This window comes from Roseateles sp. GW821-FHT02E12, assembly GCF_059421665.1.
Window position 1 is genome coordinate 1,258,021 of the sequence record NZ_JBWKVK010000002.1, and the last position, 25,756, is coordinate 1,283,776.

Annotated in this window: 26 protein-coding genes; 17 read left to right on the forward strand and 9 right to left on the reverse strand. The window is 68.8% G+C overall.

Annotated elements, in window-relative coordinates; all coding sequences use genetic code 11:
* The first annotated feature begins 61 nt into the window (after positions 1–61).
* From AC07V5_RS16545 to AC07V5_RS16555, 3 genes are read left to right on the forward strand one after another with little or no spacing between them, the layout of a single operon-like run.
* Positions 62–208, forward strand: coding sequence for a hypothetical protein (locus AC07V5_RS16545; RefSeq protein WP_495116767.1), 147 nt, complete (start codon positions 62–64; stop codon positions 206–208).
* Positions 209–221: 13 nt separating this feature from the next.
* A complete protein-coding gene (gtfA, locus tag AC07V5_RS16550) occupies positions 222–1,718 on the forward strand; it encodes a sucrose phosphorylase (protein ID WP_495116768.1) in 1,497 nt (498 codons plus the stop codon).
* 55 nt (positions 1,719–1,773) lie between these two features.
* Complete coding sequence (locus AC07V5_RS16555) at positions 1,774–1,980, forward strand: hypothetical protein (RefSeq protein ID WP_495116769.1); 207 nt, start codon at positions 1,774–1,776, stop codon at positions 1,978–1,980.
* 133 nt (positions 1,981–2,113) lie between these two features.
* Here the strand turns inward: AC07V5_RS16555 and AC07V5_RS16560 are convergent, their stop codons facing one another.
* A complete protein-coding gene (locus tag AC07V5_RS16560; protein ID WP_495116770.1) occupies positions 2,114–3,745 on the reverse strand; it encodes a sensor histidine kinase in 1,632 nt (543 codons plus the stop codon).
* A gap of 233 nt (positions 3,746–3,978) precedes the next feature.
* On the opposite strand from AC07V5_RS16560, the gene AC07V5_RS16565 reads away from it, so the two are divergent.
* The 7 genes from AC07V5_RS16565 (at position 3,979) to AC07V5_RS16595 (ending at position 11,134) form a co-directional block, all read left to right on the forward strand.
* Positions 3,979–5,091: an ABC transporter substrate-binding protein gene (locus tag AC07V5_RS16565; RefSeq protein WP_495116771.1), complete on the forward strand. Its 1,113-nt coding sequence runs from the start codon at positions 3,979–3,981 to the stop codon at positions 5,089–5,091.
* A gap of 64 nt (positions 5,092–5,155) precedes the next feature.
* Positions 5,156–5,944 (forward strand): SDR family oxidoreductase, encoded by a 789-nt coding sequence (locus tag AC07V5_RS16570; protein WP_495116772.1) that lies wholly within the window; start codon positions 5,156–5,158, stop codon positions 5,942–5,944.
* The gene (locus AC07V5_RS16575) at positions 5,944–8,313 is read left to right on the forward strand and encodes a penicillin acylase family protein (RefSeq protein WP_495116773.1); all 2,370 of its coding nucleotides are present in this window, start codon (positions 5,944–5,946) and stop codon (positions 8,311–8,313) included. Before AC07V5_RS16570 ends, AC07V5_RS16575 begins: the two co-directional genes overlap by 1 nt.
* A gap of 97 nt (positions 8,314–8,410) precedes the next feature.
* Positions 8,411–9,355: a CsgG/HfaB family protein gene (locus AC07V5_RS16580; RefSeq protein WP_495116774.1), complete on the forward strand. Its 945-nt coding sequence runs from the start codon at positions 8,411–8,413 to the stop codon at positions 9,353–9,355.
* Positions 9,356–9,362: 7 nt separating this feature from the next.
* Positions 9,363–10,094: an SDR family oxidoreductase gene (locus tag AC07V5_RS16585; RefSeq protein ID WP_495116775.1), complete on the forward strand. Its 732-nt coding sequence runs from the start codon at positions 9,363–9,365 to the stop codon at positions 10,092–10,094.
* Positions 10,095–10,104: 10 nt separating this feature from the next.
* On the forward strand, positions 10,105–10,797 hold the full coding sequence (locus tag AC07V5_RS16590) for an alpha/beta fold hydrolase (protein ID WP_495116776.1): 693 nt from the start codon (positions 10,105–10,107) through the stop codon (positions 10,795–10,797).
* 61 nt (positions 10,798–10,858) lie between these two features.
* The gene (locus AC07V5_RS16595) at positions 10,859–11,134 is read left to right on the forward strand and encodes a hypothetical protein (protein WP_495116777.1); all 276 of its coding nucleotides are present in this window, start codon (positions 10,859–10,861) and stop codon (positions 11,132–11,134) included.
* A gap of 3 nt (positions 11,135–11,137) precedes the next feature.
* Here the strand turns inward: AC07V5_RS16595 and AC07V5_RS16600 are convergent, their stop codons facing one another.
* From AC07V5_RS16600 to AC07V5_RS16615, 4 genes are read right to left on the reverse strand one after another with little or no spacing between them, the layout of a single operon-like run.
* On the reverse strand, positions 11,138–11,815 hold the full coding sequence (locus AC07V5_RS16600; RefSeq protein ID WP_495116778.1) for a DUF3047 domain-containing protein: 678 nt from the start codon (positions 11,813–11,815) through the stop codon (positions 11,138–11,140).
* Positions 11,815–12,717: a ribosome small subunit-dependent GTPase A gene (gene rsgA, locus AC07V5_RS16605; RefSeq protein ID WP_495116779.1), complete on the reverse strand. Its 903-nt coding sequence runs from the start codon at positions 12,715–12,717 to the stop codon at positions 11,815–11,817. Before rsgA ends, AC07V5_RS16600 begins: the two co-directional genes overlap by 1 nt.
* The gene (locus tag AC07V5_RS16610) at positions 12,714–13,049 is read right to left on the reverse strand and encodes a 4a-hydroxytetrahydrobiopterin dehydratase (RefSeq protein ID WP_495116780.1); all 336 of its coding nucleotides are present in this window, start codon (positions 13,047–13,049) and stop codon (positions 12,714–12,716) included. Before AC07V5_RS16610 ends, rsgA begins: the two co-directional genes overlap by 4 nt.
* Positions 13,046–14,305 carry a M48 family metallopeptidase gene (locus tag AC07V5_RS16615; RefSeq protein WP_495116781.1) on the reverse strand — a complete coding sequence of 420 codons (1,260 nt, stop codon included), beginning with the start codon at positions 14,303–14,305 and terminating at the stop codon, positions 13,046–13,048. The genes AC07V5_RS16610 and AC07V5_RS16615 overlap by 4 nt, the downstream gene beginning before the upstream one ends.
* A 61-nt stretch (positions 14,306–14,366) precedes the next feature.
* On the opposite strand from AC07V5_RS16615, the gene orn reads away from it, so the two are divergent.
* Positions 14,367–14,924: an oligoribonuclease gene (orn, locus tag AC07V5_RS16620; RefSeq protein ID WP_495116782.1), complete on the forward strand. Its 558-nt coding sequence runs from the start codon at positions 14,367–14,369 to the stop codon at positions 14,922–14,924.
* 129 nt (positions 14,925–15,053) lie between these two features.
* Positions 15,054–16,685 carry a chorismate-binding protein gene (locus AC07V5_RS16625; RefSeq protein WP_495116783.1) on the forward strand — a complete coding sequence of 544 codons (1,632 nt, stop codon included), beginning with the start codon at positions 15,054–15,056 and terminating at the stop codon, positions 16,683–16,685.
* Here AC07V5_RS16625 and AC07V5_RS16630 read toward each other — a convergent pair.
* Complete coding sequence (locus AC07V5_RS16630; RefSeq protein ID WP_495116784.1) at positions 16,670–17,557, reverse strand: SDR family oxidoreductase; 888 nt, start codon at positions 17,555–17,557, stop codon at positions 16,670–16,672. The genes AC07V5_RS16625 and AC07V5_RS16630 overlap by 16 nt on opposite strands.
* Positions 17,558–17,659: 102 nt before the next feature.
* Here AC07V5_RS16630 and AC07V5_RS16635 point away from each other — a divergent pair, with 102 nt between their 5' ends.
* Entirely contained in the window at positions 17,660–18,484 is an 825-nt protein-coding gene (locus tag AC07V5_RS16635) for a helix-turn-helix transcriptional regulator (protein WP_495116785.1), read from the forward strand.
* Here AC07V5_RS16635 and AC07V5_RS16640 read toward each other — a convergent pair.
* Positions 18,478–19,020: a DUF2087 domain-containing protein gene (locus AC07V5_RS16640; protein WP_495116786.1), complete on the reverse strand. Its 543-nt coding sequence runs from the start codon at positions 19,018–19,020 to the stop codon at positions 18,478–18,480. The genes AC07V5_RS16635 and AC07V5_RS16640 overlap by 7 nt on opposite strands.
* A gap of 522 nt (positions 19,021–19,542) precedes the next feature.
* Here AC07V5_RS16640 and AC07V5_RS16645 point away from each other — a divergent pair.
* A complete protein-coding gene (locus tag AC07V5_RS16645) occupies positions 19,543–21,177 on the forward strand; it encodes a DEAD/DEAH box helicase (protein WP_495116787.1) in 1,635 nt (544 codons plus the stop codon).
* Between the two features lie 87 nt (positions 21,178–21,264).
* Here AC07V5_RS16645 and AC07V5_RS16650 read toward each other — a convergent pair whose 3' ends face one another.
* Positions 21,265–21,906 (reverse strand): NAD(P)-dependent oxidoreductase, encoded by a 642-nt coding sequence (locus AC07V5_RS16650; RefSeq protein WP_495116788.1) that lies wholly within the window; start codon positions 21,904–21,906, stop codon positions 21,265–21,267.
* 99 nt (positions 21,907–22,005) lie between these two features.
* Here AC07V5_RS16650 and AC07V5_RS16655 point away from each other — a divergent pair, with 99 nt between their 5' ends.
* Both AC07V5_RS16655 and AC07V5_RS16660 read left to right on the forward strand, forming a co-directional pair.
* Positions 22,006–22,884, forward strand: coding sequence for a LysR family transcriptional regulator (locus tag AC07V5_RS16655; protein WP_495116789.1), 879 nt, complete (start codon positions 22,006–22,008; stop codon positions 22,882–22,884).
* Entirely contained in the window at positions 22,881–23,483 is a 603-nt protein-coding gene (locus tag AC07V5_RS16660; RefSeq protein WP_495116790.1) for a DUF1294 domain-containing protein, read from the forward strand. Before AC07V5_RS16655 ends, AC07V5_RS16660 begins: the two co-directional genes overlap by 4 nt.
* Here AC07V5_RS16660 and AC07V5_RS16665 read toward each other — a convergent pair.
* Positions 23,480–24,142, reverse strand: coding sequence for a 2-keto-4-pentenoate hydratase (locus AC07V5_RS16665; protein WP_495116791.1), 663 nt, complete (start codon positions 24,140–24,142; stop codon positions 23,480–23,482). The two genes, AC07V5_RS16660 and AC07V5_RS16665, sit on opposite strands and share 4 nt — an antisense overlap.
* A 570-nt stretch (positions 24,143–24,712) precedes the next feature.
* On the opposite strand from AC07V5_RS16665, the gene AC07V5_RS16670 reads away from it, so the two are divergent.
* Entirely contained in the window at positions 24,713–25,651 is a 939-nt protein-coding gene (locus AC07V5_RS16670) for a toll/interleukin-1 receptor domain-containing protein (protein WP_495116792.1), read from the forward strand.
* The last annotated feature ends 105 nt before the right edge of the window (positions 25,652–25,756 follow it).

Sequence of the window (25,756 nt, forward strand, 5' to 3'; positions counted from 1 at the left end):
CCATTCCTCGAAAGCTTCGATGCCTCAACACCTTGCCCATTTGGCCGTGCTCACCACTTCGATGAACAGCGCTGCACGCCCGCTGGTCTGGCGCTTCGACCCGCTGGCGGCGTTGCTTCTCCTCGTGGGCAGCGGCCCACTTCGTCGTCGCGCCTTGCCAACGGTCCGCCTCGCCAGCCCCTCGGGCGTGCCCAACTGCCGTATCTAGGCTAGTCCTCCTCATGAAAAACCAAGTCCAGCTCATCACCTACGTCGACCGCCTCGGGGGGCGGCTCGACGGCGCCGACCTGGTGCGGCTGAAGAACCTCCTCTCGCAGCCCGACTCGCCGCTACAGGGCGTGTTCGGCGGTGTGCATCTGCTGCCCTTTTTCCATGCCATCGACGGTGCCGATGCGGGCTTCGACCCCATCGACCACACGCAAGTCGACCCGCGCCTGGGTGCCTGGGGCGACGTGAAGTCGCTGACCGAGAGCCTGGACGTGATGGCCGATGTCATCGTCAACCACATGTCCGGCGAGTCGCCGCAGTTCCTCGACTACTCCGAGAAGGGCGAGGCTTCGGCCTACGCCGGCCTGTTCCTGACGCTGGACGCCGTCTTCCCCGAGGGTGCCCGCGAGCGGGACCTGCTGGCCGTCTATCGCCCCCGCCCCGGCCTGCCGCTGACGCCGGTGACGCTGAAGACCGGCGAGCGGCGCATGCTGTGGACGACCTTCACCGCCGCGCAGATCGACATCGCCGTGCGCCACCCGCAAGGCCGGGCCTATCTGACCAGCATCCTGCGCACCTTCGCCGACAACGGCATCCGCATGGTGCGTCTGGACGCGGTGGGCTACGCCATCAAGAAGGCCGGTGCGAGCTGCTTCATGATGCCGGAGACCTTCGAGTTCATCGGCGAGTTCGCGCAGGAGGCGAGGGCGCTGGGCATCGAGGTGCTGGTCGAGATCCACGCCTACCACCAGCGCCAGATCGAGATCGCGTCCAGGGTCGACTGGGTCTACGACTTCGCGTTGCCGCCGCTGGTGCTGCATGCCTTTGCCTTCGGCACGGCCACGGCTTTGAAGCGCTGGATCGCCATCCGCCCGACGAACGCGCTGACCGTGCTCGACACCCACGACGGCATCGGCATCATCGACATCGGTGCCGACGCGAGCGACCGCGCGGCTCATCCGGGCCTTGTGCCGCCCGAGGAGCTGGACGCCCTCGTCGAACGCATCCACGCCGCCAGCAACGGCGAGAGCCGGCGCGCCACCGGTGCTGCGGCCAGCAACCTCGACCTCTACCAGGTCAACTGCACCTTCTTCGATGCGATGGGCCGCGATGAAACCGCCTATCTGCTGGCGCGCGCCGTCCAGTTCTTCCTGCCCGGCGTGCCCCAGGTCTACTACGTCGGCCTGCTGGCCGGCCACAACGACATGGACCTGCTCGCACGCAGCCAGGTCGGCCGCGACATCAACCGGCACCACTACAGCGAGGCCGAGATCGCGAGCGACTGCGAGCGGCCCGTGGTGCGCCGCCTCATCGACCTGATCCGCCTGCGCAACAGCCACCCGGCCTTCGGTGGGAAGTTCGAGCTGCTGGGCAGTGGCGACGACACGCTGCACCTGCGCTGGCAGCACGCCGGCGCTTGGGCCGAGCTGCGCGTGGACTTCGCAAGCCGAGCCCACGCGCTGAACTACAGCACCGACGAGGGCGGCCGCGCGAGCATGGCCTTCAGTTGAGCGTCAGCCTCGGGCACCAGAATGCGCCGCAGTTCAAACCTGTGGAGATCCGAGCATGTGGAAGTTGATCGTGGGCTTTATCGCCTTTGCCGCACTGGCGCTGTACATCCTGACCAAGAGCGGCGGCAACATCGACCTGAGCGGCGAGAAGCACGACGTGGCGGCCGGCAGCCATGAGCCTGCGGCTTCCGAGGCGGCTTCGGCAGCCGTCACGGCGGCGGTGAACGCCGCCTCGGTGCCTGCTTCCGCAGCGTCTAACTGACTTTGCGGGCCAAGCGCTGGGCCGCTCCCGAGCAGGCCCGCACTAGCGATGTGATTGCGGCTCGATGCCGCAAGCATCGCCGTCCCCTAGGGGGACCGGCCAAGGTACTCCTTGGACGAGGGGCGCCGTGATTTCAATGAACGTCTGAGCCCTCGCCGCTGGCGCGCAAAGGTGCGATCAGCGGCAGGCGCATCAGCATCTGCGTGCCCTGGCCGGGCGTCGAGCGCACGTCGATCTGGCCACCCAGCACGTTGATCACGATGCTGTGCACGATGTGCATGCCCAGGCCCGAGCCGCCGGTGCCGAGCTTGGTGGTGAAGAAGGGGTCGAAGATGCGTCGCCGCACCGACTCGTCCATGCCGAGCCCGTCGTCGCTGACGCTGAGCTCCACCTCGTTCGCGTCGAGCCGCGCGCAATGCACCTTCACGTGGCCCTGCTCCAGGCCGTCGAAGCCGTGCAGCAGCGCATTCATCAGCAGATTGGTCAGCACCTGGCCCAGCGCGCCGGGGTAGCTGTTCATCGTCAGCCCGCGGCAGAGATCGGTGCCGATGACGAAGGGCGTGTGCTTGAAGCTGGGCTCGACCATGACGAGCACGTCCTCGACGACCTTGGCGAGATCGAAGTCGCGCCGCAGGTCGGCCGTCTGGTCGATGGCGACCTGCTTGAAGTCGCGCACCAGGTCGGCGGCCTTCTGCACATTGCGCTGCAGGATGTCCTGGCCGCGCCGCGTGTCGCGTGCCAGTTCTTCCAGCGTGCTGCGCCGCATCTGCACGCCGCCCGACAGCATGATTTCGAGTTGCTTGTAGCGGTCGTCCAGGGCCGAGACGACGGTCAGCGCGTTGCCCAACGGCGTGTTCAGCTCGTGCGCCACGCCCGCCACCAGCCGGCCCAGTGAGGCCAGCTTTTCCGATTCGACCAGCTCGCGCTGGGCCTTCTGCAGCGTGTCGAGCGCGTCGTGCAGCTCGGCGTTGCTGGTCGTTAGCTCGGCCGTGCGCTGGGCCACGGTCTCTTCCAGGTTGAGGTTGTGCTGGCGCAGCGCCTCGAAAGCCGACAGCAGGGCCTGGCGCATGCGCTCCATCGCAACGCCCACGCGTGCAATCTCGTCCGCACCGCCGACGTGCAGGGGCTGCTCCAGCCGGCCCGCGGCCAGCGCCTCGGCCGCACCGGTCAGCTCGGTCATCGGGCGCAGCACGAAGCGCTGCAGCACCCACAGCATCAGCACGAGGGACAGCGTCAGCGTGAGGCCGCTGCGCCAGACGGTGCGCCAGACCTCAGCCTGCTTGGCCTGCAGCAGCGGCGCCGCGCTCATGCGCACCGTCAGCTTGGCAATCTCGCGGCCATCGCGCTGGATGGGGCGGGTCTGGCTCAGCACCAGGTCGGCGTCGCCCTGATCACCGGGGCGCTGCTGCGACAGAAAGGGCGCCGATGAAGCCGGCTCCACGACCTGCACGGACACGAAGCGCGGGTCGTCCATCTGAGCCTTGACCATCGGGTCGGCCAGGTCGGGCGACACCTGCCAGACCGGCTCGGCCAGCGACAGGGCCATCACCTCGGTGGCGCGGGCCAGGTCGCGCTTGAGGTCCTCCATTGCTGTCGCGCGGGTCTTTTGCCCGTCGTACAGCAGCACACCCGTCGTGGGCATCAGCAGGCCCAGCAGCAGGGCCAGCACGACGGCGAAGGTCAGCGAATTGCGCTGCCAGCCGAACAGATGCGCGGGTGGCTGGGGCGGGCGGGCGGCAGGCGGTGGCAAAGGGCTTTCCGGCATGGATGGGCGCGGAGGTGGGTGCCAGGTGGGCGCCGAGGTGGCGCTGCGTTAGGCGCAGGGGGCGGTGCAAAGGCGGCCAGAGTGTAGGCCCGCCAAAAGCGGTCGAAATGCGCATTTGGACCCGGTGAAGCCCGGGTTTTTCCTGGGGCGTGGGGCCTGCTGGCAGCGGGGGGGCTGGCCTCACAATCCGCCGCCAGAACGCGCCCCTCTGGCGCTTGGCCTGGAGAAAAACAGTGAAGCGTTGGGTTGGCTTGGCGGTCTTGTTCGCCGCCTGTATCGGTACGGGTGCTGCGTTCGCGCAGAGCACGCTGCGCATCGGCATGGTGGCCGGTTTCTCCGGGCCGGTGGCCGGCATCGTGCAGGAGAGCGCCGAGGGCGCGCGCCTGTACTTCGACGCCATCAACGCCCAGGGCGGCATCAAGGGCCAGAACATCGAGCTCATCACCCAGGACGACAAATACGACCCGGCCACTGCCGTGGCCGCTGCGAAGTCCCTGGCCAGCCAGGGCGTGCTCGGCCTGATGCTGAGCCGCGGCACCGGCCCGACCGAGGCCATGCTGCCGGTCCTGAAGGAAAACAAGCTGCCGCTGATCGCGCCGGCCACCGGCGCCATCAGCCTGCGCGAGCCCGTGCAGCCCTGGGTCTACCACCTGCGCGCCAGCTACCAGAAGGAGGCCGAGCGTGCTGTGAAGCATCTGGCCGGCATCGGCGTCAAGCGCATCACCATCGTGCAGGTCAACGACCCCTTCGGCAACGACGCCGGCAAGGGCGCCATCAAGGGCCTGGACGACATGAAGCTGCGCGCGCTGTCGCATCTGCGCTTCGACCGCAACAAGCCCGACCTCGCGCCGACGATGGAGGCCATCACCAAGGCTGGCATCGAGGCCATCGTCTTCATCGGCCCGGCCTACGCCGTCGTCGAAGGCGTCAACGCACTGCGTGCGGCCGGCTCCACCGCCCACGTCGCAACGCTGTCCAACAACGCCTCGAGCGACTTCGTGAAGGCCCTGGGCGAGAACGCCCGCGGCATCGTCGTGACCCAGCTCTTCCCGTACGAGCGCTCCACGTCCAACCCGCTGGTGCGCGAGGCCCTGGGCCTGGCCAAGTCCGCCGGCCGCAGCGAGCTGACGCCGGCCCAGCTGGAAGGCTTTGCGGCCGCCAAGCTGGTGGTCGAGGCCCTGAAGAAGGCCGGCAAGGATGCCAGCCGCGAGAACTTCGTCAAGGCGCTCGACGGTGCGCGCATCGACCTTGGCGGCCTGCAGGTGCACTACACCGACAAGGATCACAACGGGCTGGAGTTCACCGACGTTTCCATCGTCGGGCCTGACGGCAAGTTCTGGCGGTGACGTCGGCGCCAGCCGGTCGCGGCCGGGCGATGATGCGCGCTGCATCAACACGCCGGGGGCTGACATGGATCTGGGATTGAAGGGCCGCTGGGCGCTGGTCTGCGCAGCGAGCAAGGGTCTCGGGCGCGGCTGCGCTGAAGCGCTGGTGGGCGAGGGCGTCAACGTCGTCATCACGGCGCGGGGCGAGGCCGATCTGCTGGCGACGGCCGCGGCGCTGCGAGTGCTGAACCCGGATGTCGAAGTGCGTGCCGTGGCGGGCGACATCGCAACGCCTGAAGGCCGCGCGGCGGCGCTGGCCGCCTGCCCGCAGGTCGACATCCTCGTCAACAACGCCGGCGGCCCGCCGCCCGGCGACTTTCGCGACTGGGGCCGGGAGCAGTGGATTGCGGCGCTGGACGCCAACATGCTGGCGCCCATCGAGCTCATCAAGGCCACCGTCGACGCGATGGCGGCCCGCGGCTTCGGCCGCATCGTCAACATCACCTCGGGTGCCGTGAAGGCACCCATCGACGTGCTGGGCCTGTCCAACGGCGCACGCTCGGGCCTGACGGGTTTCGTGGCCGGCGTGGCCCGCCAGCCGCGCCTGGCCGGCGCCAACGTGACGATCAACAACCTGCTGCCCGGCGCCTTCGACACCGACCGCCTGAAAAAGACCATGGCGGCCGGCGCGGCAAAGACCGGCGCCAGCGTCGACGAGGTTGCCGCCAAGCGCCGTTCTGCCATTCCTGCCCAGCGCTTTGGCACCGCGGCGGAATTCGGCGCCATTTGCGCCATGCTGTGCAGCGCCCATGCCGGCTACCTGACCGGACAGAACATCCTGCTGGACGGCGGCAGCTATCCAGGGGCATTCTGATGAGGTGGCTCAAGCGCATCCTGGGTGGCCTGCTGCTGGTCATCCTCTTGCTCGCCCTGGCGCTCTGGCTGGCCCTGCGCAGCAGCCTGGCCCAGCTGGATGGTGAGCGCACCGTGGCGGCCTTGGGCGCCCCGGCCGAGGCGCAGCGCGATGCGCGTGGCTACCTGACCCTCACCGCCGAGAGCCGCCTCGACGTGGCGCGCGGGCTGGGCTTCGTGCATGCCCAGGAGCGCTTCTTCCAGATGGACCTGATGCGCCGCAACGCGGCCGGCGAGCTGTCGGCCCTGGTTGGCGCCAAGGCCTTGCCGCTGGACAAGGCGCGCCGCATGCACCGCTTCCGCCACCGCGCCGAAGCCGGCATCGCGGCCCTGCCGGCCGACGAGCGTGCGCTGCTGGATGCCTACGTCACTGGCGTCAACGCCGGCCTCGCGGCCCTGGGCGGCCGCCCCCCCGAATACCTGTTGCTGCGCCAGCAGCCCAAGCCCTGGGTCGCCGCGGACACTGTTCTCGTCGCCTACGGCATGTACCTCGACCTGCAGGGCTCCCAGGGCCGCGACGACGTCGCCACGGGCCTGCTGCACGACGCCGTGCCGGCCGACTGGTACGCCTTCCTGACCCAGCACAGCGCCGACTGGCAGGCCGCGATGGATGACAGCCGCGTGGCCGCCGTGCCCCTGCCGGCCGGGCCTTTGCCCGATGTGCTGCGCGCGGCCAAGGTGGCCTGCAGCGACTGCAGCCTGCGCGACGCGCGCGACCTGGGCAGCAACAACTTTGCCGTTGCCGCCGCGCACGGCGCCGAGGGCCGGGCCATCGTCGCGGACGACATGCACCTCGGCCTGCGCACGCCGGGCACCTGGTTCAAGGCACGCATGAGATGGAAAGACACCGCCGGCAGCCACGACGTGGCCGGCGCGACCCTGCCCGGCGCGCCGCTGCTCGTCGTCGGCAGCAACGGCCGCGTGGCCTGGGGTTTCACGAACACGACCTCGGACTGGGCCGATGTCGTCACGCTCAAGCTCAACGCGGCGGGCACGCACTACCTGGCCGGCGGCGTGGAGAGGCCGCTGTTGCGCGCCGTCGAGCGAATCGAGGTGGCAGGCGAAGCCGCTGTCGACCATGTGGTGCTCGAAAGCGAGTGGGGTCCCGTCATGTCGCAGAAGGCGCCCAGCGGCCAGGCCTACGCGCTGCGTTGGGTGGCGCACGACCGCGAAGGCATGAACCTGGGCCTGATGCACATGGAGACCGCCGGCAATGTCGACGAGGCCGTGCAGCTCGCCGCGGGCGCCGGCCTGCCGGCGCAGAACCTCGTCGTGGCCGACGCCAGCGGGCGCATCGCCTGGACCGTCATCGGCGCCATGCCGCGGCGCACGGGCCTGAGCGATGCCAGCGACATGGACCGCCCGCAGGACTGGAGCGATGGCCGCTCGCGCTGGCAGGGTTATCTGCCGGCAGCCGAGCAGCCGCGCATCGTCGACCCGGCCGATGGCCGGCTGTGGACGGCCAACTCGCGCATGGTGGGCGGCGACGCACTGAAGACGCTGGGCAACGGCGGCTACGACCTCGGCGCCCGCGGCCAGCAAATCCGCGACGGCCTGCGCGCCCAGGACAAGCTGGACGAAGCCGGCCTGCACGCCATCCAGCTCGATCACCGCGCGCTCTTCCATCAACGCTGGCGCAAGCTGCTGCTGGAGCAGGTGCTGACGCCTGATTTCGTCGCCGCCAACGGCCTGGCCGACTACCGCGCCGAGGTTGAGAAGAGCGCCGACGCCGCCCGGCCCGATGCCGTCGGCTATCTGCTCGTGCGGTCCTTCCGCCTGCAGGCGCTCAAGAGCCTGTTCGCGCCGCTGGCCGGCATGCTCGAGGCCCAGGGGCTCAAGCTCAGTGACCTGAAGCTGGTGCCCGAGACCCCCGGCTGGGCGTTGATCCAGGCCGGCCGGCCGGACACGCTGCCGGCCGCGTTCAAGAGCTGGCCTGAACTGCTGCAGCGCGCCGTGCTGGACAGCCGCAAGGAGCTTGTCGACAAATACGGCAGCCTGGCCGCCGCAACCTGGGGCGCCGACAACACCACCAGCATGCGCCACCCGCTGAGCGCCGCCGTGCCGCCGCTGGCCGGCTGGCTGGACCAGGCCTCCCAGGGCATGGCCGGCGACAGCCACATGCCGCGCGTGCACAACCACGGCCATGGCCAGAGCGAGCGCATGGTCGTCTCGCCCGGCCACGAGGAACGCGGCATCCTCGTCATCCCCGGTGGCCAGAGCGGCCACCCAATGTCACCCTTCTACCGTGGCGACCATGCGGCCTGGCTGGCGGGCGAGGCGCTGCCCTTCCTGCCCGGCGAGACGGCGCACCGCCTGATTTTGAAACCTTGAGTTTTAAGGATGGCCGTCGTCTTTGGGCCGCTTTATCATCAATCCGCTGCAATGCCTCATTCCAGAGGTAACTTACATGCTCAAGGAGGGCCAGCACATGAAAAAATCTGCAATTTCGTCACATCTTTTGCCCCTGGCTTTTGCCACGCCGCTGCTGCTGAGCGGCTGCCTTGCAACGGCGCCCACGCTGGGCGAGAACAAGGGCACGGTGTCCGGAGCTGCTGGCGGCGAGACCGCACAAGGCGAGAACACCAAGCTCGAAACCTGTGCCGAGTCCCTTGGGACGCTCTCCATTCATGAAGACACCGCTGCGCCCTGGTACCTGCAGCTGAGCAGCCGCCAGCTGGGGTCCACGGTGCCGGTCATCCGCTTGATGGTCCAGCAGAGCAACTGCTTTGTGGTCGTCGAACGCGGCAAGGCGATGCAGGACATGATGCGCGAACGCGCGCTGATGCAGAGCGGCGAATCCCGTGCAGGCTCGAACATGGGCCAGGGCCAGATGGTGGCCGCGGACTACACGCTGAGCCCTGAAATCCAGTTCTCCGGCAAGACCGGCGGCGGTGGCGGTTTCGGCGGCGGCGGTGTCGTCGGCCTGGCCTTGCTGGCAGCCGGCAGCGTCAGCAAGAACGAGGCGTCCACGACGCTGTTGCTGATCGACAACCGTTCCGGCGTGCAGATTTCCGCGTCCGAAGGCACGGCCAAGAACTTCGATTTCGGCATCTTTGGCGCGGCCTTCGGCGGCGGCGGTGTCGGCGGTGGCGGTGCCTATGCCAAGACGCCCCAGGGCAAGATCATCGTGGCGGCGTTTGCCGACTCCTACAACCAGATGGTCAAGGCGCTGCGCAACTACAAGGCGCAGACCGTCAAGGGCGGCCTGGGTACGGGCGGTCGCCTCGGTGTGGACGGTGGCAGCACGCCAGCCTCCAAGGAGCTGAACCAGCCGGCCGCCGCGCCCGCGAATGTGGCGCCGAAGGCGACCCAGCAGAAACCTGCACCCAAGGCAGCACCCAAGCCGTCGGCGGCAGCGTCGTCGACCAAGTAAGGCGCGCGTGAGGAACGCTGTGGCGCTGGTTACCGGCGCGGGTGCCGGTATCGGCCGCGCGGTAGCTCGCGCCCTGGCGCGTGACGGCTGGACGCTCGCGCTGCTGGGGCGCCGCGAGGCGCTCCTGCGCGAGACGCTTCCCGACGCCTTGATCCTGCCGGCCGACGTGACCGACGAAGCCCAGGTGGACGCCGCCTTCGCGGCGCTCCGCCAACACTTCGGCCGGCTGGACCTGCTCTTCAACAACGCCGGCATCTCCGCGCCGCCGGTGCCCATCGACGAGCTGACGGTGGCGCAATGGCGCGCCGTCGTCGATACCAATCTGACCGGCAGTTTCCTGTGCGCCCGCGCGGCCTTCGCGCTGATGAAGGCGCAAGACCCGCGCGGTGGCCGGATCATCAACAACGGCTCCATTTCGGCTCACGCGCCGCGGCCGTTCTCGGTGCCTTACACGTCCACCAAGCACGCCATCACGGGCCTGACCAAGACCTTGAGCCTGGACGGCCGTGCCTTCGACATTGCGGCTGGCCAGATCGACATCGGCAACGCCGCGACCGAGATGACCGAGAAGATGACTCGCGGCGTGCCCCAGGCCAACGGCCAGATGGCCGTCGAGCCGCGCATGGATGTCGAGGACGTCGCCCGCGCCGTCGTCTACATGGCCTCGCTGCCGCTGTCGGCCAATGTGCAGACGATGACGGTCATGGCCACCAACATGCCTTTCGTCGGGCGGGGCTGATGCGTCAGCGATGACGACGCTGGTGCTGCTTCCTGGACTGGACGGCACCGGCAACCTGTTTCAGCCCTTCATCCGCGAGCTGCCTGCCGACTGGCGGATGGTTGTGGTGAGCTATCCGATGGATGCCCGGCAGGGTTATGCGGAGCTGGCGTCGATGGCGCTCGCCGCGGTACCGGCTGAGGGGCCATTGCTGCTGCTGGGGGAGTCGTTCTCGGGGCCGATTGCCATCCAGTTGGCGAGCGCGTTGGGTTCGCGGGTTCAGGCCTTGATCCTGTGCTGCACCTTTGCTCGCAACCCTCGTCCTGGGCTTTCCTGGCTCGGGGCTTTTGTTGGCGGCTTGCCCTCGCCTGCGGCCCTGCCGGCGGTGCTGTCTGTGCGTGCGTTGCTGGGCGTGCACGCGTCCGTCGAGTCGCGCACTTTGCTCGGGCAGGCGCTTGAGAGGCTGCCCGCCAGCGTGGTTCGCGCGCGGCTCAAGGCGATCATGGCGGTGAACGTCCTCCCGCTCCTCAGCCGGCTGCGGGTGCCCGTGCTCTATCTGCAGGCAAGCCAGGACCTGCTCGTTCCACCGCGAGCGGCGGCGGATCTGCTGCTGGCATTGCCCGGGCTCCAGGTGGTTGCCCTGGCGGGGCCACATGGGCTGCTGCAAGCCGCGCCGAAGGCGGCGGCTGACGCGGTGCTGTCCTTTCTGGCGCGGGAGCGATGAACCCGCGGGACGGTGACGATCGTCACGGTGCGGGTGGCGGCGCTGCGTTCAGAATGCAGGCATGTCGTTGTTCCGCCCCCTGCTTCGCATCCTGGTCCTGATCGCCGGTGCCTTCATCGGCCTGGGCCTCTTCCTGATCGCCGTGCTGGCCTTCGTGGCCTTCCTGCTCGTGCGCCTGCTGACGGGCCGCAAGCCCAACCTGAGCTTTCGCGTCAACAAGAACCCCTGGGCTGGCCGCCGGCCGCCGGGTGGTGATGTCGTGGATGTCGAGGCGCGCGAGGTCAAGGACGCGGCGCCGCTGTCGTTGCGCCAGCCCGAGCAGGGCTCGCCCCGCTAAGCCTCACTTCAGCTCGACCGGCCCGTACCAGGTGTGGGCTGAGCCGCGGCTGTTGTCGCTGTCGGTCATGACGGCCATCGAGATCAGCGGGCCTGGGGCCTCACCGAAGGCCAGCCGGAAGTCCGCGGCCAGGTTGCGGCGGTGGTCGCGCCAGCGGCGCAGTTCTGCCGGGCCGGAGTCGACGACGATCTTGCGGATGCGGTCGCTGCGCGGGTTGACGACGACGGTGCCGATCGGCAGCTTGCTGTCCCAGACATACATCAGCGTCGCGTAGGGCGGCGCTTCGCCGGTCAGGGCCTGGGCGAGTTCGAACTTCATGCGCGTGCGCAGCGGCAGCGCGTCGATGTCGCCACCGAAGCCGAAGATGACGCGCGCGACGGCGTCCTCGTGGTCGATGTCGGAGACATTGGCGCCGGGAATGAGGCCTTGCACCCACCACGAGAAGCCGACCTCGCCGACGCTCACCAGCGCCGGGTCCAGCCGCTTGCGCCAGATGCTGGCGGAGCGCTCGGAAGCGGCCTCCAGCGCCGGGCGGCCGTCCTTCTCGGTCCAGCTGTAGCGCGTGGGCGTCTTGCCGGGCAGGCTCAGCGGCTGCCAGCCCTGGGCCGTGGGCGGGGGCGAGACGGTGGTGGCGCAGCCGGCAAGGATGACCAGCGCGAAGGCGGTGAGTGCTGGGCGCATCACCAGTTCTTGCGCTGCAGTTCTTCGAGGATCTCGCCGTAGATGCGGTAGCGGCCTGCGCTGATCTGCCCGGCCTGTACGGCCGCACGCACGCCGCAGTCGGGCTCGTGGATGTGGCTGCAGTTGGCGAAGCGGCAGTTGGCGTGCTCGCGCAGGTCGGGCATCCAGCGCCACAGATCGGAGGCAAGGATCTGGCGCAGGCCGAATTCCTGGAAGCCGGGCGAGTCGATCAGCGCCGTCTTGCGGGTTTCGTCGGTCCAGTACCACTGGGTCGTCGTCGTGGTGTGCCGCCCCGAGTTGAGCGCCTGCGAGATCTCGCCGATCTGGGCCTTGGCGTCTTTCACGAGCAGGTTGATCAGCGTGCTCTTGCCCGTGCCGCTGGGGCCGAGGACGAAGGTGCGCTGGCCGGTCAGCCACGGATCCAGCGTCGCGCGCGAGCCCTCCGGGTCAGCCTTCAGCGCGACCTCGAACATCTTCAAACCCATGGCGCGATAGGGTGCCAGGCGCTCGCGGGCTGAATCGGTGCCCGGCAGGTCGGTCTTGTTCAACGCGATGGCCATGCTGATGCCGGCGGACTCGGCCGCGATCAGCGAACGCGTGAGCTGGCTCTCGCTGAACACCGGCTCGACGGCGACCAGCACCAGCAGCTGGTCCAGGTTGGCGGCGAAGCTCTTGGTCTTCCACTCGTCCTGGCGGAACAGCAGGTTGCGCCTCGGCTCGACGGCTTCGATGACGCCTTCGTCGCCGGAATCGGCAAAGCGCACCTGGTCGCCAACGACGGCTTCGCTCTTCTTGCCGCGTGGGTGGCAGACGAAGCGCTTGCCTTCAGAGTCCTCGACGATGTAGTGCCGGCCATGGCCGCGCACGACAAGTCCCAGGTCCAGCGCCTGGAATTTGCTCATGCACCGGTCGCTTCGGGAAGGGCGCTCACTTGTGCTGCGCAGATGGCATCGTTCAACGTCAGGCCACCGCGGTCATGCGTCGTGTAGCTGACGGTGCAGACGTTGTAGCCAACGAGCATCTCGGGGTGATGGTCCTGCGCATGCGCAATCTCGGCGACCGCGTCGACGAAGGCCATGGTCTGGTAGAAATTTGCGAAGCCGAAGCGCCGGCCGATCAGCTTGGCCTCGGGGTCGGGCAGCCAGCCGGGCAGGGCGGCAAGCACGCGAGCACGCGTGTCGGCGTCCAGCAGCGGGGCCTTGGGGTCACATCGGGCGAGCAGCAAGTCGTTCATGAGGCGAGCGCTGCCAGACGTTCAGCAGCAGGTGGGTGTGAGTAATAGAAGCGAGCGTAGACCGGATCGGGCGTCAGCGTGCCGGCGTTGTCTTCGTGCAGTTTCAGCAACGCGGATGACAGGTCGGCACCGCTGGCCTGGGCGCGCGCGTACGCGTCGGCCTGGAACTCGTCGCGGCGCGAGAAGTGGCTGGCCAGCGGCGTGACGAAGAAGCCGAACACCGGGCCGGCGAGCAGGAAGAGCATCAGCGCGAGGGCGTCGTTGGGCGCGCCCAGATTGGGCACCGCGCCCAGGCCCAGGTAGAAGGCCGGTTGCTGCGCCAGCCAGCCCAGCAGCGCAAAGCCGGCCAGGCTCATGGCGAACATCAGCACGATGCGCTTGGTGATGTGCTTGTGCTTGAAGTGGCCCAGCTCGTGGGCCAGCACCGCCTCCACCTCGCCACCGTCGAGCTTGGCCAGCAGTGTGTCGAAGAAGACGACGCGCTTGGCCGGGCCGAAGCCGCTGAAATAGGCATTGCCGTGCGCCGAGCGGCGGCTGCCGTCCATGACGAAGAGGCCCTTGGCCGCGAAGCCGCAGCGCGCCATCAGGCGCTCGACGCGCTCCTTCAGCGCCGCATCGGTCAGCGGCTCGAACTTGTTGAACAGCGGCGCGATGACGGTCGGGTAGATGACCATGACGAGCAGGTTGAAGCCCATCCATGCGCCCCAGGCCCACAGCCACCAGCGTGGCCCCATGGCGCCCATCAGCCACAGGATCAGCGCGACGATGGGCAGGCCCAGCAGCACGCCCAGCGCCAGGCCCTTGAGCATGTCGGCGAAGTAAAGGCGCAGCGTTGTACGGTTGAAGCCAAAGGCCTGCTCGATCTTGAAGGTGGACCACAGCTCCCAGGGTAGGTCCAGCAGCGAGCCGATCAGCACGAAGACGGCGACGAGGCCGAGCTGGTAGCCCATGCCTTGCCAACCCTCGGGCAGGGCGCGGCTGGCCTCCAGCACCCAGCCGTTCAACGCGTTCAGGCCGCCCAGTAGCGTCCAGCCCAGCAGCACTGCCGCGTTGAAGGCCAGGGCTAGCAGGCCGAAACGGCTGCGGGCGACGGTGTAGTCGGCCGCCTTTTGGTGGGCCGCCAGCGTGACGCTGCCGGCAAAGGCCGCCGGTACCTGGCCGCGGTGGGCGGCGACATGGCGGATCTGGCGCGTGGACAGCCAAAACTTGACGAGCAGAGAGGCAGCGAGCGCCACGGCGAACGCGAGGGACAACATCAACGGAGACATAGCCGAAGTTTAGGCTGCGAGAATTCCGCCTCTTCTGAGTGAGCCCACCATGTCCGACACCCTTGCCATCAGCGACAGCAACCTGATTTGGATCGACCTCGAAATGACGGGTCTGTATCCCGACAAGGACCGCATCATCGAAATTGCTGTCGTCGTCACCGACCCCCTGCTGGAAAAGCGCGTCGAAGGCCCCGTCTTCGCCGTGCACCAGAGCGACGCGACGCTGGACGCGATGGACGCCTGGAACAAGGGCACCCATGGCCGCAGCGGTCTCATCGACCGCGTGAAGGCCTCCACCACCAGCGAAGCCGATGCCGTTGCGCAAACCATCGCCTTCCTGAAGCAGTACGTGCCCAAGGGCAAGAGCCCGATGTGCGGCAACAGCATCTGCCAAGACCGCCGCTTCCTCGCCAACTACATGCCGGAGCTGGAAGACTTCTTCCACTACCGCAACCTCGACGTGTCGACGCTGAAGGAACTGGCCAAGCGCTGGAAGCCTGCCGCGCTGGAAGGCTTCAAGAAGGCCCAGGCCCACACGGCGATGGCGGACATCCACGAGTCCATCGACGAACTCGTCCACTACCGGACGAATTTCCTGGCGCTTTGATTGATCCAGGCGGCCTTCGACTTTCCGAGCCATCCCCTCGCTCGAGAGGATGGCGAGCGGGTTCGCGGCGTCTGGTCTGAGGCGCCGACTCGCTGGCTAAGGGCTGCGCGGCTGGAGGAGGTGGGGGCAGTGATCGCCCAAGCCGAGGCGGCGGCCCGTGCCGGTGCGTGGGTGTTGGGTGGCCTGCGCTACGAGGCGGCCGCCGCCTTTGACAAGGCCCTGGCGACGCATGCGACCGCGGCGCCACTGGCCGAGTTCGCCGTCTACGAGACGGCGCCCGAGCCCTGGCCGGAGCTGCCGCCTGCCTTCACCGGCTTTCTTGGCTGGCGAGATTCGGAGGCTGACGCCACGAGCGCCATCGAGCGCATCCGCGACTACATCCGCGACGGCGACTGCTACCAGGTCAACCTGACCACACGGCTGCGCGCCGCGGCGGCTGGGCTGGACCCCGAGCAACTCTTCCTCGCGCTGCACGCCAGCCAGCCCGGGGGCTTCAGCCTGTTCCTGCGGGGGGCGGGCGCGGCCAGCGTGTCGCCCGAACTCTTCTTCGACTGGCGGCCCGTGCCCGGCGCCAAGGCGAGCTGGCTGCTGGCTGCCCAGCCGATGAAGGGCACCGCACCACGCGGCCGCGATCGCGTCGACGACGAGGCCGCTCAAGCGCATCTGCGCACCAGCGACAAGGAGCGCGCCGAGAACCTGATGATCGTGGACCTGCTGCGCAACGACCTGAGCCGCGTGGCCCAGTTGGGCACCGTGCGCGTGCCGCGCCTGTTCGAACTGCATGCGCTGCCCACCGTGTGGCAGATGACGTCCACCGTGACGGCCGTCAGCCGCGCCGGGTTGACGCTGGCCGACGCCTTCGCGGCGCTCTTCCCCTGCGGGTCGGTGACGGGCGCGCCCAAGATCCGCGCGATGCAGATCATTCGCGAACTGGAGCCGGCCGCCCGTGGCTGGTACTGCGGCGCGCTGGGGCTGATCCAGCCCGGCGGCGTCGCGACCTTCAATGTGCCGATCCGCACCGTCGAGTTCGGTGGCGAAAGCCTGACCTGCGGCATCGGCAGTGCGATCACGCTGGACAGCGAGCCCGCCGCCGAGATCGCCGAATGGCGTGCGAAGTCGCGCTTCCTGGCACGCGCCGAGGCCGCGATCGAGGCGCTGGAGACATTGCGGCTTGAGACCGGCGTCGTGCTGCGCGCTGACGCGCACCTGGCACGCATGCAGCGCACGGCGCGTCACTTCGGCCTGCGCTTCTCGCTGGGCGAGGCGCGGGCGCATCTGAAGGTCGTTGCTGCCGAGCACGCGCAAGGCAGCTGGCGGCTGCGGCTGACCTGTGATGCCGAGGGCGGTTTCGCGCACACGTTGAGCGCTTTCACGCCCATGGCAGAGCCGGTTCGCCTTGCTCTGGCCGACCGCCCGATACCAACGCGCGGCCCGCACGCCGAGTTCCTCGTGCACAAGACGACGCGCCGCGAGCTGTACGCCTTCGACAAGCCTGTCGAGGCCTTCGACGTCATCCTCTGGAACGAGGCCGGTGAGCTGACGGAGTGCAGCTTCGGGAACCTTGCCGTGCAGCTGGACGGCCAATGGCTGACACCGCCGTTGAGTGCCGGCCTGCTGCCCGGCGTGTTGCGGGCCGAACTGCTGGCCCAAGCGCGCATCAAGGAGGCACGGCTCACGCGCGAGGATCTGGCCCGCGCGTCAGGGTTGGCCTTCTTCAACAGCCTGCGCGGCTGGCTGCGGGCCGTTCAGCTGGCGAAGTAGCCCGGCTGGTCCACGTCGGCCAGCAGGCCCGGCCGCTGCGGCTGCCAGCCCAGCTCGCGCTGCGTCCCCTCGCTGCTGGACGGATTGTCCAGGCCGGCAAAGTGCTGGAACCAGCCAAAGTGCGCCGCCGCCGCCTCGCCCGTCAGGCCCTGCACCGGCAGGCCCAGGCGGCGGCCGATGACGGCGGTGATGTCCGCGAAGGGCACGCCCGTCTCGGCGGCGCCGTGGTAGCTCACGCCGGCCCGTCCCTGCTCGGCCACTCGGCGGAACAGCTCGGCTGCATCCAGCCGGTGCACGGCTGGCCAGCGGTTGCTGCCGTCGCCGATGAAAGCGGCCAGACCTTTCTGGCGCGCGAGGTCGATGAGCAGCGGCACAAAGCCATGGTCACCTGCGCCATGGACCGAGGGCGGCAGCCGCACGACGTTGACGTGCACGCCGCGCTCGACCAGCGCCGCAGCGGCCTGCTCGGACGCGGCGCGCGGATGCTTGCTCGATGGCGCATCCGTCTCTAGGGCGAGCGGCCCGCCGGCCACCATGGCCGTGCCCGACGTGACGACCAACCGGCGCGCGCTGCCCGCCAGCGCGTCGCCCAGCGCGGTGACGATGCGGCGGTCGTCTTCGCAACTGGCGGCGAAGCGGGAGAAGTCGTGGTTGAACGCGGTGTGGATGACGGCATCGGCCACCGCTGCGCCGCGACGCAGGCTGTCGAGATCAGTCAGGTCGCCGCGGTGTGCCGTGGCACCTGCAGCGGCCAGCGCTTCGACAGACGCATCCGAGCGCGCCAGGCCGGTCACGCGGTGACCGTGGGAAAGCAGTTCTTGCACAATGGCCGAGCCGATGAAACCGGTCGCGCCCGTCACGAACACATGCATGGAGAGTCCTTGCGAAAGAGGTGGAGTGGCGCCACTTTGGCGACTTCACCCGCATGCGTGAAGCCGTGAGCGCATACCGGTACCGCCACTAACAGGATCACGATGTCCGTCGTCGAAGACAACCCGCTGGGCCGCTACCTGAAGGAGCGTCGCGCCCGCCTGGACCCGGCCGCCCTGGGCCTGCCGCTGGCGCGCCGGCGCACGCCGGGCCTGCGCCGGGAGGAGGTCGCGCAGCGCGCCCACGTGAGCCCGACTTGGTACACCTGGCTGGAGCAGGGCCGCGGCGGTGCGCCGTCCACCGAGGTGCTGGAGCGCTTGGCGGGGGCGCTGCAGTTGAGCGACGTGGAGCGCGAGCACCTCTTCTTGCTCGCGCAGAACCGCCCGCCCGAAGTGCGCTACCCGGCCGCAGCCGACGTGCCGCCACGCCTGCAGCGCGTGCTGGACGCGCTGGAGCATTGCCCGGCCATGATTCGCACGCCGACCTGGGACGTGGTGGCCTGGAACCGCGCCTGCGCCGCCGTGCTGAACGACTACGCGGCCATGCCGCCGGGGCAGCGCAACATCCTGCGCCACATCTTTGCCAACCCCGCTGCGCGTGGACGCATGCCGAACTGGGCGCAAGACGCGCGCTTCGTCGTCGCGGCCTTCCGCGCCGATGCTGCGCGGGCCGGCGCGACGGCGGTCGTGCAGGCGCTGGTGAGCGAACTGAGCGCCGTCAATGCCGAGTTCGCCGCGATGTGGGCCGAGTTGGACGTGCGCGGCAACTACGGCGACGTGGCCAAGCAGATCAACCACCCGGTGGCCGGGCCGATCTCGCTGGAGTACACGGGCCTGGCCGTTGAAGGCCGGCCGGACCTGACGTTGATCGTCTACCACCCGGCAGCAAGCATCGACGAGGCGCGCGTGCGCCAGTTGATGGCTCAGTGATGTCGCTGGCGCAGTGAGCGCATCAGCGCCATCGCGTCTTCGCCCGGTCGGGCCGGTAGCTTGGTGTAGACCGAGCTGTCCGCCGTGCGGGCCATCAGGCCTTGCGTGACGAGGTCTCGGCGCAAGGTGCAGTAGTCGCCGAAGCTGTGCCAGGCGGTCAGGATCTGGTTGACCTCACGTTCGCGGTAGGGCCGCTTGGCATCGAAATGCATCCACAGGCCCCACAGCGCCATCAGCTGCAACGAGCGCTTGACGGGTAGCCGCGTCAGCCGGCCCTGGTCGTCGAAGAGCCGGAGCGTGCGGCGCACGATGTCGCTGTGCTCGGGGCTTATCGGCACAACTGCTTTGGGGGGAGGTGTTGGCGGCCGCGCCTGCAACGTCTGCAGATTGCGATGCCCGGCCGCGCGGGCCAGCATGTTCAGCAGCGTCTGGTGGCCAGGCGGTTGCGGCGACTCGTGCTGGAGCAACTGGGTGCGCAGCGACTTGGCGAACGTGGACAGGTCGTCCACGACGAGGGGCAGGGATTCACGGGGCACGGTAGGACTCCATGCGCGCGCCAACGATGAAGAGGCTGGGCTTGCCGGCTTGCAGCCAGGGCGCACGCGGGAGGTCCGAACGTGAACGAAGGCGATTGCGTGGCAGGTTCAGCTCACGGCATGCGCCGCGCGGCAAGGCCTGGGTGTTCTGCCGACCCGGGGAGGCGGCAGTGTGCCAGAGTACCGCCCCGCATCCGTGGGTTTTGGTGAAAACCCTGATTCATGCTACAGTCACATCTTCGCTCGGTTCCAACCGAGCTTCGTACGTCTCCTCTGACCTCGTTCGGCCCGTAGTTCATACGGCTTCTCGAACACCCCTCGTGGATCGGTCGGCGGCGATGAAGCCGTCGCTTTGACTGTTCCTCCGTGCCGCACCCGACTGCAAACAGCAGCCCGAGCCGCCCGACACGAGCTTTCTCCCAGCGACTTTGACTGCTGAACGGCTTGAGCTGTTCAGCGCCCGCGTGTCCGCCTTCACTGATTTTCGGGCGGCATGGATGGGCTTTTGACTGAAAGAACGACATGAGTTTCGAGAACCTTGGCCTGAGCGAAGTCACCCTGAAGGCCGTGAAAGATTCCGGCTACGAGACGGCCACCGACGTCCAGACGCTTGCCATCCCCGCCGCCATCGCGAACAAGGACCTGATGGTCTCGGCTCGCACCGGCTCCGGCAAGACGGCCGCGTTCATCCTGCCGGCCCTGGAGAAGATCCTGGCTGCGCGTGGTGATGACAGCAGGAAGCGCGAAAAGGGCAAGATCTACGGCCCCAAGATCCTGGTGCTGGCCCCCACCCGTGAGCTGGCCATGCAGGTCGCCAAGGCCGCGCAGACCTACGGCCGCTTCATCCCGGGCCTGAAGGTCGCGACCGTGCTGGGCGGCATGCCCTACCCGCTGCAGATTCGCCAGCTGATGGGCCCGCTGGACATCCTGATCGCGACCCCCGGCCGCCTGATCGACCACATCAACTCCGGCAAGTGCGTGCTGGGCAATGTCGAGATGCTGGTGCTGGACGAAGCCGACCGCATGCTGGACATGGGCTTCATCGACGACATCACCATGATTGCCAGCAACACGCCGGCCGAGCGTCAGACCGTGATGTTCAGCGCCACGTTCGCCGGCCACGTGGGCCGCCTGGCGCAGAACCTGCTGAAGGACCCGGAGCGCATCGAGGTGGCCAACCACACCGACACGCACGAGAACATCGAGCAGCGCCTGCACTGGGCCGACAACCCCCACCACAAGGACCAACTGCTGGAAGCCATCCTGGCCCTGCCGGAGATGGAGCAGGCCGTCGTCTTCACCAGCACACAGCGTGACGCTGACTGGCTGGCCGAGCGCCTGGCTGAAATCGGCCACTCGGTCGCCCCGCTGCACGGCGCCATGCCCCAAGGCAAGCGCAACCGCGTGCTGCAGGCCCTGCGCAGCAAGCAAGTGCGCGTGCTGGTGGCTACCGACGTCGCCGCCCGCGGCATCGACGTGCCCACCATCAGCCACGTCATCAACTACGGTCTGCCGATGAAGGCCGAGGACTACGTGCACCGCATCGGCCGCACGGGCCGTGCCGGCCGCCAAGGCCTCGCGATCACGCTGGGCCAGCGTGAAGACGTGTCCATGATCCGCCGCATCCAGCAGTTCACGACGCAGACGATTCCGGTGAGCCACATCGAAGGCCTTGAGCCCAAGACGCAAGAGCCGCGCATCTTCCCGCCGCGCCCGGCAGGTTCGTTCGACGACCGCGGCCCGCGTGGCCACTTCGGTGGCGGCCGTCCTGGCTTCGGCAACAAGCCTTTCCGTCGTGAAGACGGCGGCCGCCCGCAGCATGGCGGTGGCAAGCCCTTCGGCCAGCCGGACCGTGGCTTTGCGCCGCGTGGCCCGGGCGCCGATACGCGTTTCGCGCCCCGTGACGACCGTGGCTTCCAGCCGCGTCCTGAAGGCTTCCAGCCGCGTGGTGACGAGCGTGGCTTTGCCCCGCGCAACGACGAACGCAACTTTGCGCCGCGTGACGATCGTGGCTTCCAGCCGCGTGGTGATCGCCCCTTCAACGCCGGCGCCAAGCCCGCGTTCGGCGGCAAGCCCAGCTTCGGCGGTGACCGTCCGTCCTTCGGCGGCGACCGTCGCCCGCCGAGCGGCCCGCGCAAGGGTGGCTTCGGCCGCTGATGCCTTCGGCTCAATAGAGCCGATCTGAAGCGAACAAAAAGCCCTGCAGGGATGACCTGCAGGGCTTTTCTTATGGGTGCGCCGCGCTCAGTACCCGGCGGTGAAGCGGGCGCGGCGGTACTGCGGCGCCTCCAGCTCATTCACGATCGCTGCCGCCAAGTCGGCCACGCTGATGCGGCACTCGCCCTTGGCGTCGAACACCGGCTCCTCGCCACCGAGGCGGAAGTTGCCCGTGCGCTCGCCGGGCTCCAGATGCATGGCGGGCGACACGAAGGTCCAGTCCAGGCCGGTCTTGTCGGCGCGCAGCCGGTTCAGGGCTTCGCGGGCGGCCAGCGCACCCGATTTCCACTCGGCCGGGAAGGCCGGCGAATCGACCAACTGCTGGCCCGGCGCAATCAAGAGGCTGCCCGCACCACCCACGACGATGAGGCGCACGCCGGCCGCGCGCGCGGCGTTGGCGATGGCATCACTGCCGCGCAGGAAGTCGTCGTGCAGATTGGGGTTGGCCCAGCCGGCGTTGAAGGCGCTGACGACGGCGTCCACACCGGTCAGCTCGGCCGCGAGGTTGTCGCCGGCCAGCACGTCCACCGAGCGCACTTCCAGCCCGGGGCGCGCCGCCAGCTTGGCGGCGTCGCGTTGCAGCGCGCGCACCTGGTGGTCGCGGTTCAGCAGTTCTTCCAGCAGGGCCTTGCCGACAAAGCCGGTGGCACCGATCAGGGTAATGTTCATCGTGTTCTCCAGAACAGGTTTGGTGATGAGTCATTGTTTCGGCATTCACAATGCGCCGATAAGCCGCCTCAGATCGCCGGCACTGTTTAGAAAATCTTCATGCTCGACCAGCTCAAACGCATGGCCGTCCTCGCCTCGGTGGTGCGCCACGGCAGCTTTGCCGCCGCCGCGCGGCAACTGCGCACCAGCACCTCGGCCGTCAGCCAACAGGTAAGGGCGCTGGAGAAGGACATGGGCGTCACGCTGCTGCACCGCTCCACGCGCAAGCTCAGCCTGACGCCGGCGGGCGAGCGTTTCCACGCCGGTTGTGCTGCCATGGTGGCTGCGGCTGAAGCCGCACAAGCCCAGCTCCAGCAGCTGCGCGACGCCCCCGAGGGCGAGCTGCGCATCGCGATGACGGTCGGCTTCGGCCGCCGCCTCGGGCCCGCGTTGGCGCCGCTGTTGGCGGCCCACCCCAAGCTGCAACTGCACCTTCAGGTCGAAGACGGCTTCACCGACCTCGTCGCCCACCGCATCGACCTCGCCATCCGCTTCGGCCGCCTGCCCGACAGCCAGTGGGTGGCGCAGCGCATCGGCACCGTGCACACCAGCCTCTACGCCGCCCCCGGCTACCTCGCCCAGCGCGGCGTGCCGGCCACGCCCGAGGCGCTGCAAGCCGCCGACTGGCTGATGCTGCAGGACGGCACCGACCAACCGCGCCGCCTGCCCGGCAGCGAGCTGAACGTTCGCCCGCGCTACACCAGCAACAACCAGCTGACGCTGCAGCAGCTGTGCGAAGCCGGCCTGGGCGTGGCGGGGCTGGGCGATGGGGACGTGGCCGAAGCCGTTGCCGCTGGCCGGCTGCTGCGGCTGGACACCGAACTCGTGCTACCCGAGCTGCCCGTCTGGGCGATGACGCCTCAACGCGATGCCCAGCCGGCCAAGGTCCGCCACGCCATCGAGGCGTTGAAAGCACACTTGGCGGAGGCGGCGCGATGAAAGGCACGCTGACGCAGTGGGAAGACGCCAAGGGCTACGGCTTCATCACGCCAGACGGGGGCGGTGCCAAGGTCTTCGTCCACGTCAAGGCCTTCGGCTTGCGGCCGCACCGGCCCTTCACGGGTGAGCGCCTGAGCTACCGCGAAGCCCAGGACGAGCAGGGTAAGCGCCGCGCCGTTGACGTGCAAAGCCTGGCGCCGCGCCCCATGCCGCCCATCCCGAAGGCGAGCGACCGCGGCCGCGTGGTGCTGCTGATCCCGGGCTTTGCGGTCTTCGTGCTGGGTTGCCACCTGCTGTGGGGCGTGCCGAACGCGGCCTGGGGTGCCTACTCCGCAATGAGCATGGCGACCTTCATCGTCTACGCGCTGGACAAGCGCGCCGCGCTGCGAGGCGGCTGGCGCGTGGCCGAGAACACGCTGCACGGCCTGTCGCTGCTGTGCGGCTGGCCGGGCGCGTTGCTCGCGCAGGAGCTGCTGCGCCACAAAAGCGCCAAGCCCGCCTTCCGCCGTCTGTTCTGGCTGATGGTGGCGCTGAACGTGCTGGGCTTTGCGCTGCTGTTCACGCCGCTGCGCGAGTGGGCGACGCAGCGGGTGTTCTAGAAGGCGAACTCGCCCAGACCCTCGATGCTGAGCGTGCCATGCACCGCGCCGGTGGTTGGGTGCAGGCCGCCCCAGGCGCCCGTCGTCACGACGGTGCCGGGCGCGACCTGGCGGCCATTGCGGGTCACGTGCTGCAGCCACGCGGGCAGCACGCCGGCCGGGTTGGCCAGCGAATGGCCACCACGGCGCACGATGTCGGGCTGGCCGGCAATGGCCAGGCGCCATTCGAGCTGGCCCCAATCCAGCGGCTGGAACGGCTGCCAGGCGCCCAGCAGCAGGCCGGCGTTGGATTGGTGGTCGGCCATGCGCAGCAGCGCGGGTGCATCTAGGCCTTCGGCCCAGCGCGATGCAACCAGCTCGACGGCGATGCACATCGCCTCGGGCGATCCGTCCGCACCGACGCGCAGCGCGACCTCGGCTTCAATGCCCAGCAGCGCCGTCCCAGTAACCGGGTTCACTGGTGAATGGCTGAACGGCCCCTGCGCGCTGGCGCCGCCGGACTTCCAGCGGTCGAACTGCCAGCCCAACGCGGCGGCCACGCCCTCCTGCACGGCATAGGCATCGGCTTCGTCGCTCACGGCATCCACCCAATCGGCGGCGTTCAGCCGGGTGCCGTTGCGATGGCAGGCGGCGAGTTGTTCGATGAGGGCTTGGGTCATGTCGGCTTGAAAGGGGAACGCGAGTGCCAGTGTCATGGACGTTGCGGCGTCGATTCACGCAGGCGTGTGACGATTCGCGCACTGACTGCATGCAGCCGGTCGCGTGTTTGAGCTGAACTCCATCATGTGCTCAGCAGCGTGGGCAAACCTTAGTGAAAGGCTGCTTCGCAGCGATTGCGGGCTTCCGCGGCTAATAGCCGGTTTCACGCTCGGGGCCATGAAGCCGTCATCGGCTCGCCTGGCGGCGTGCCAGCAGCGATGACCGCTGTCGGAGGTGAAGCAGCCGGCCAACCGGTCTGGCTGCCGCTTACTGCGTCTTCCCGCCACGAATGTCTGCTGCTCAACGGGTCGATGGGGTGACCTCGACCGTGAGGCGTCAGCCGCATGTCCGGATCGAGCGGACGGAATCGGTCGCCGCAGAACAGCGTCACGGCCGTGCCGGTCGACCGTGGCACCCCCACCGCCACCCCGGTGCGCTAGGCCGAAGCTGCGCCACACTGGTCGGAGCGGCGGCCTGGCTGACAATGGCGCCACGCTGCGCTTCCCACGCGGCTTCAACCGCAACCTCCCATGGACCGCTGCGCGAACCGGGTCTTCATCTCGTATCGGCGTGACGACGCCGCCGGCTACGCCGGCCGCCTGGAAGAGGCGCTGGAACAGCGCCTGGGCCGCGGCAGCGTCTTCAGGGACGTGCTTGATATCGCGCCCGGCGAAGACTTCGTCCAGGCCATCCGCACCCGACTGGCCGATGCGCAGACGGTGCTCGTGCTGATGGGCCCGCGGTGGGTCGGCGAGGAAGCGTCGGGGGCGCGGCGCATCGACGACGAGGGCGACTTCGTGCGCCTGGAAGTGGCTGTGGCGCTGGAGAGCGGCGCGCGCGTGGTGCCCGTGTTGTTGCCCGGTGCCCGCATGCCGTCCGAGGCCGATCTCCCCGAATCCCTGAAGCCACTGGCACGCCGCAATGCGCTGAGCCTGAGCGACGAACACTGGGACGCCGACGTGGGCCGCCTGTGCGATGCCGTGGGCGTGGCACCGCGGCGCCGCGTGTGGCCCTGGGTCCTGGGCGGCGCGGTGGTGGCCGCTGGGACCGTGGCGTCGCTGTGCTGGCTGAAGCCCTGGGTGCCGGCTGACCCTTCAGCGCGGCTGCTGGACACCTGGCAGGGCACGGTGTCGTACGGCAGCGCGGGGAAGTACGACGAGCGCTTCGAGTTCAAGCGCCACGCCGGCGAACTTACCGGCACGGCCAGCTACCTGAAGTACCCGCGCGCCATCGAAAAGCTGGAGTTCGACGGCACCAACCTGCGCTTCGAGACGCGCACTCAGCAGTCGATGGGCGCCGAGACGCGCGAGCTGACGCACCGCTACAGCGCCGAACTGCGCGGCCAGCCACCCGACGAACGGTTGGCGCTTCGCCTTCAGACCAGCGGCGCCTTCTTCGGAACCCCGCCGTTGGAGTTCGAGGCGCGGCGGGTGGCGGCGGACCGCGCAGCGTCTGCCGCCGCACGCTGAGGCTAGTGGCGGCAAAGCCGCGACACCGTCGACGCCATGTGCACCGCCGCCAACTGCGGCGGTAGGACGCTGCCGCAGGACGAGACAACCCGCATGGCGCCGCGC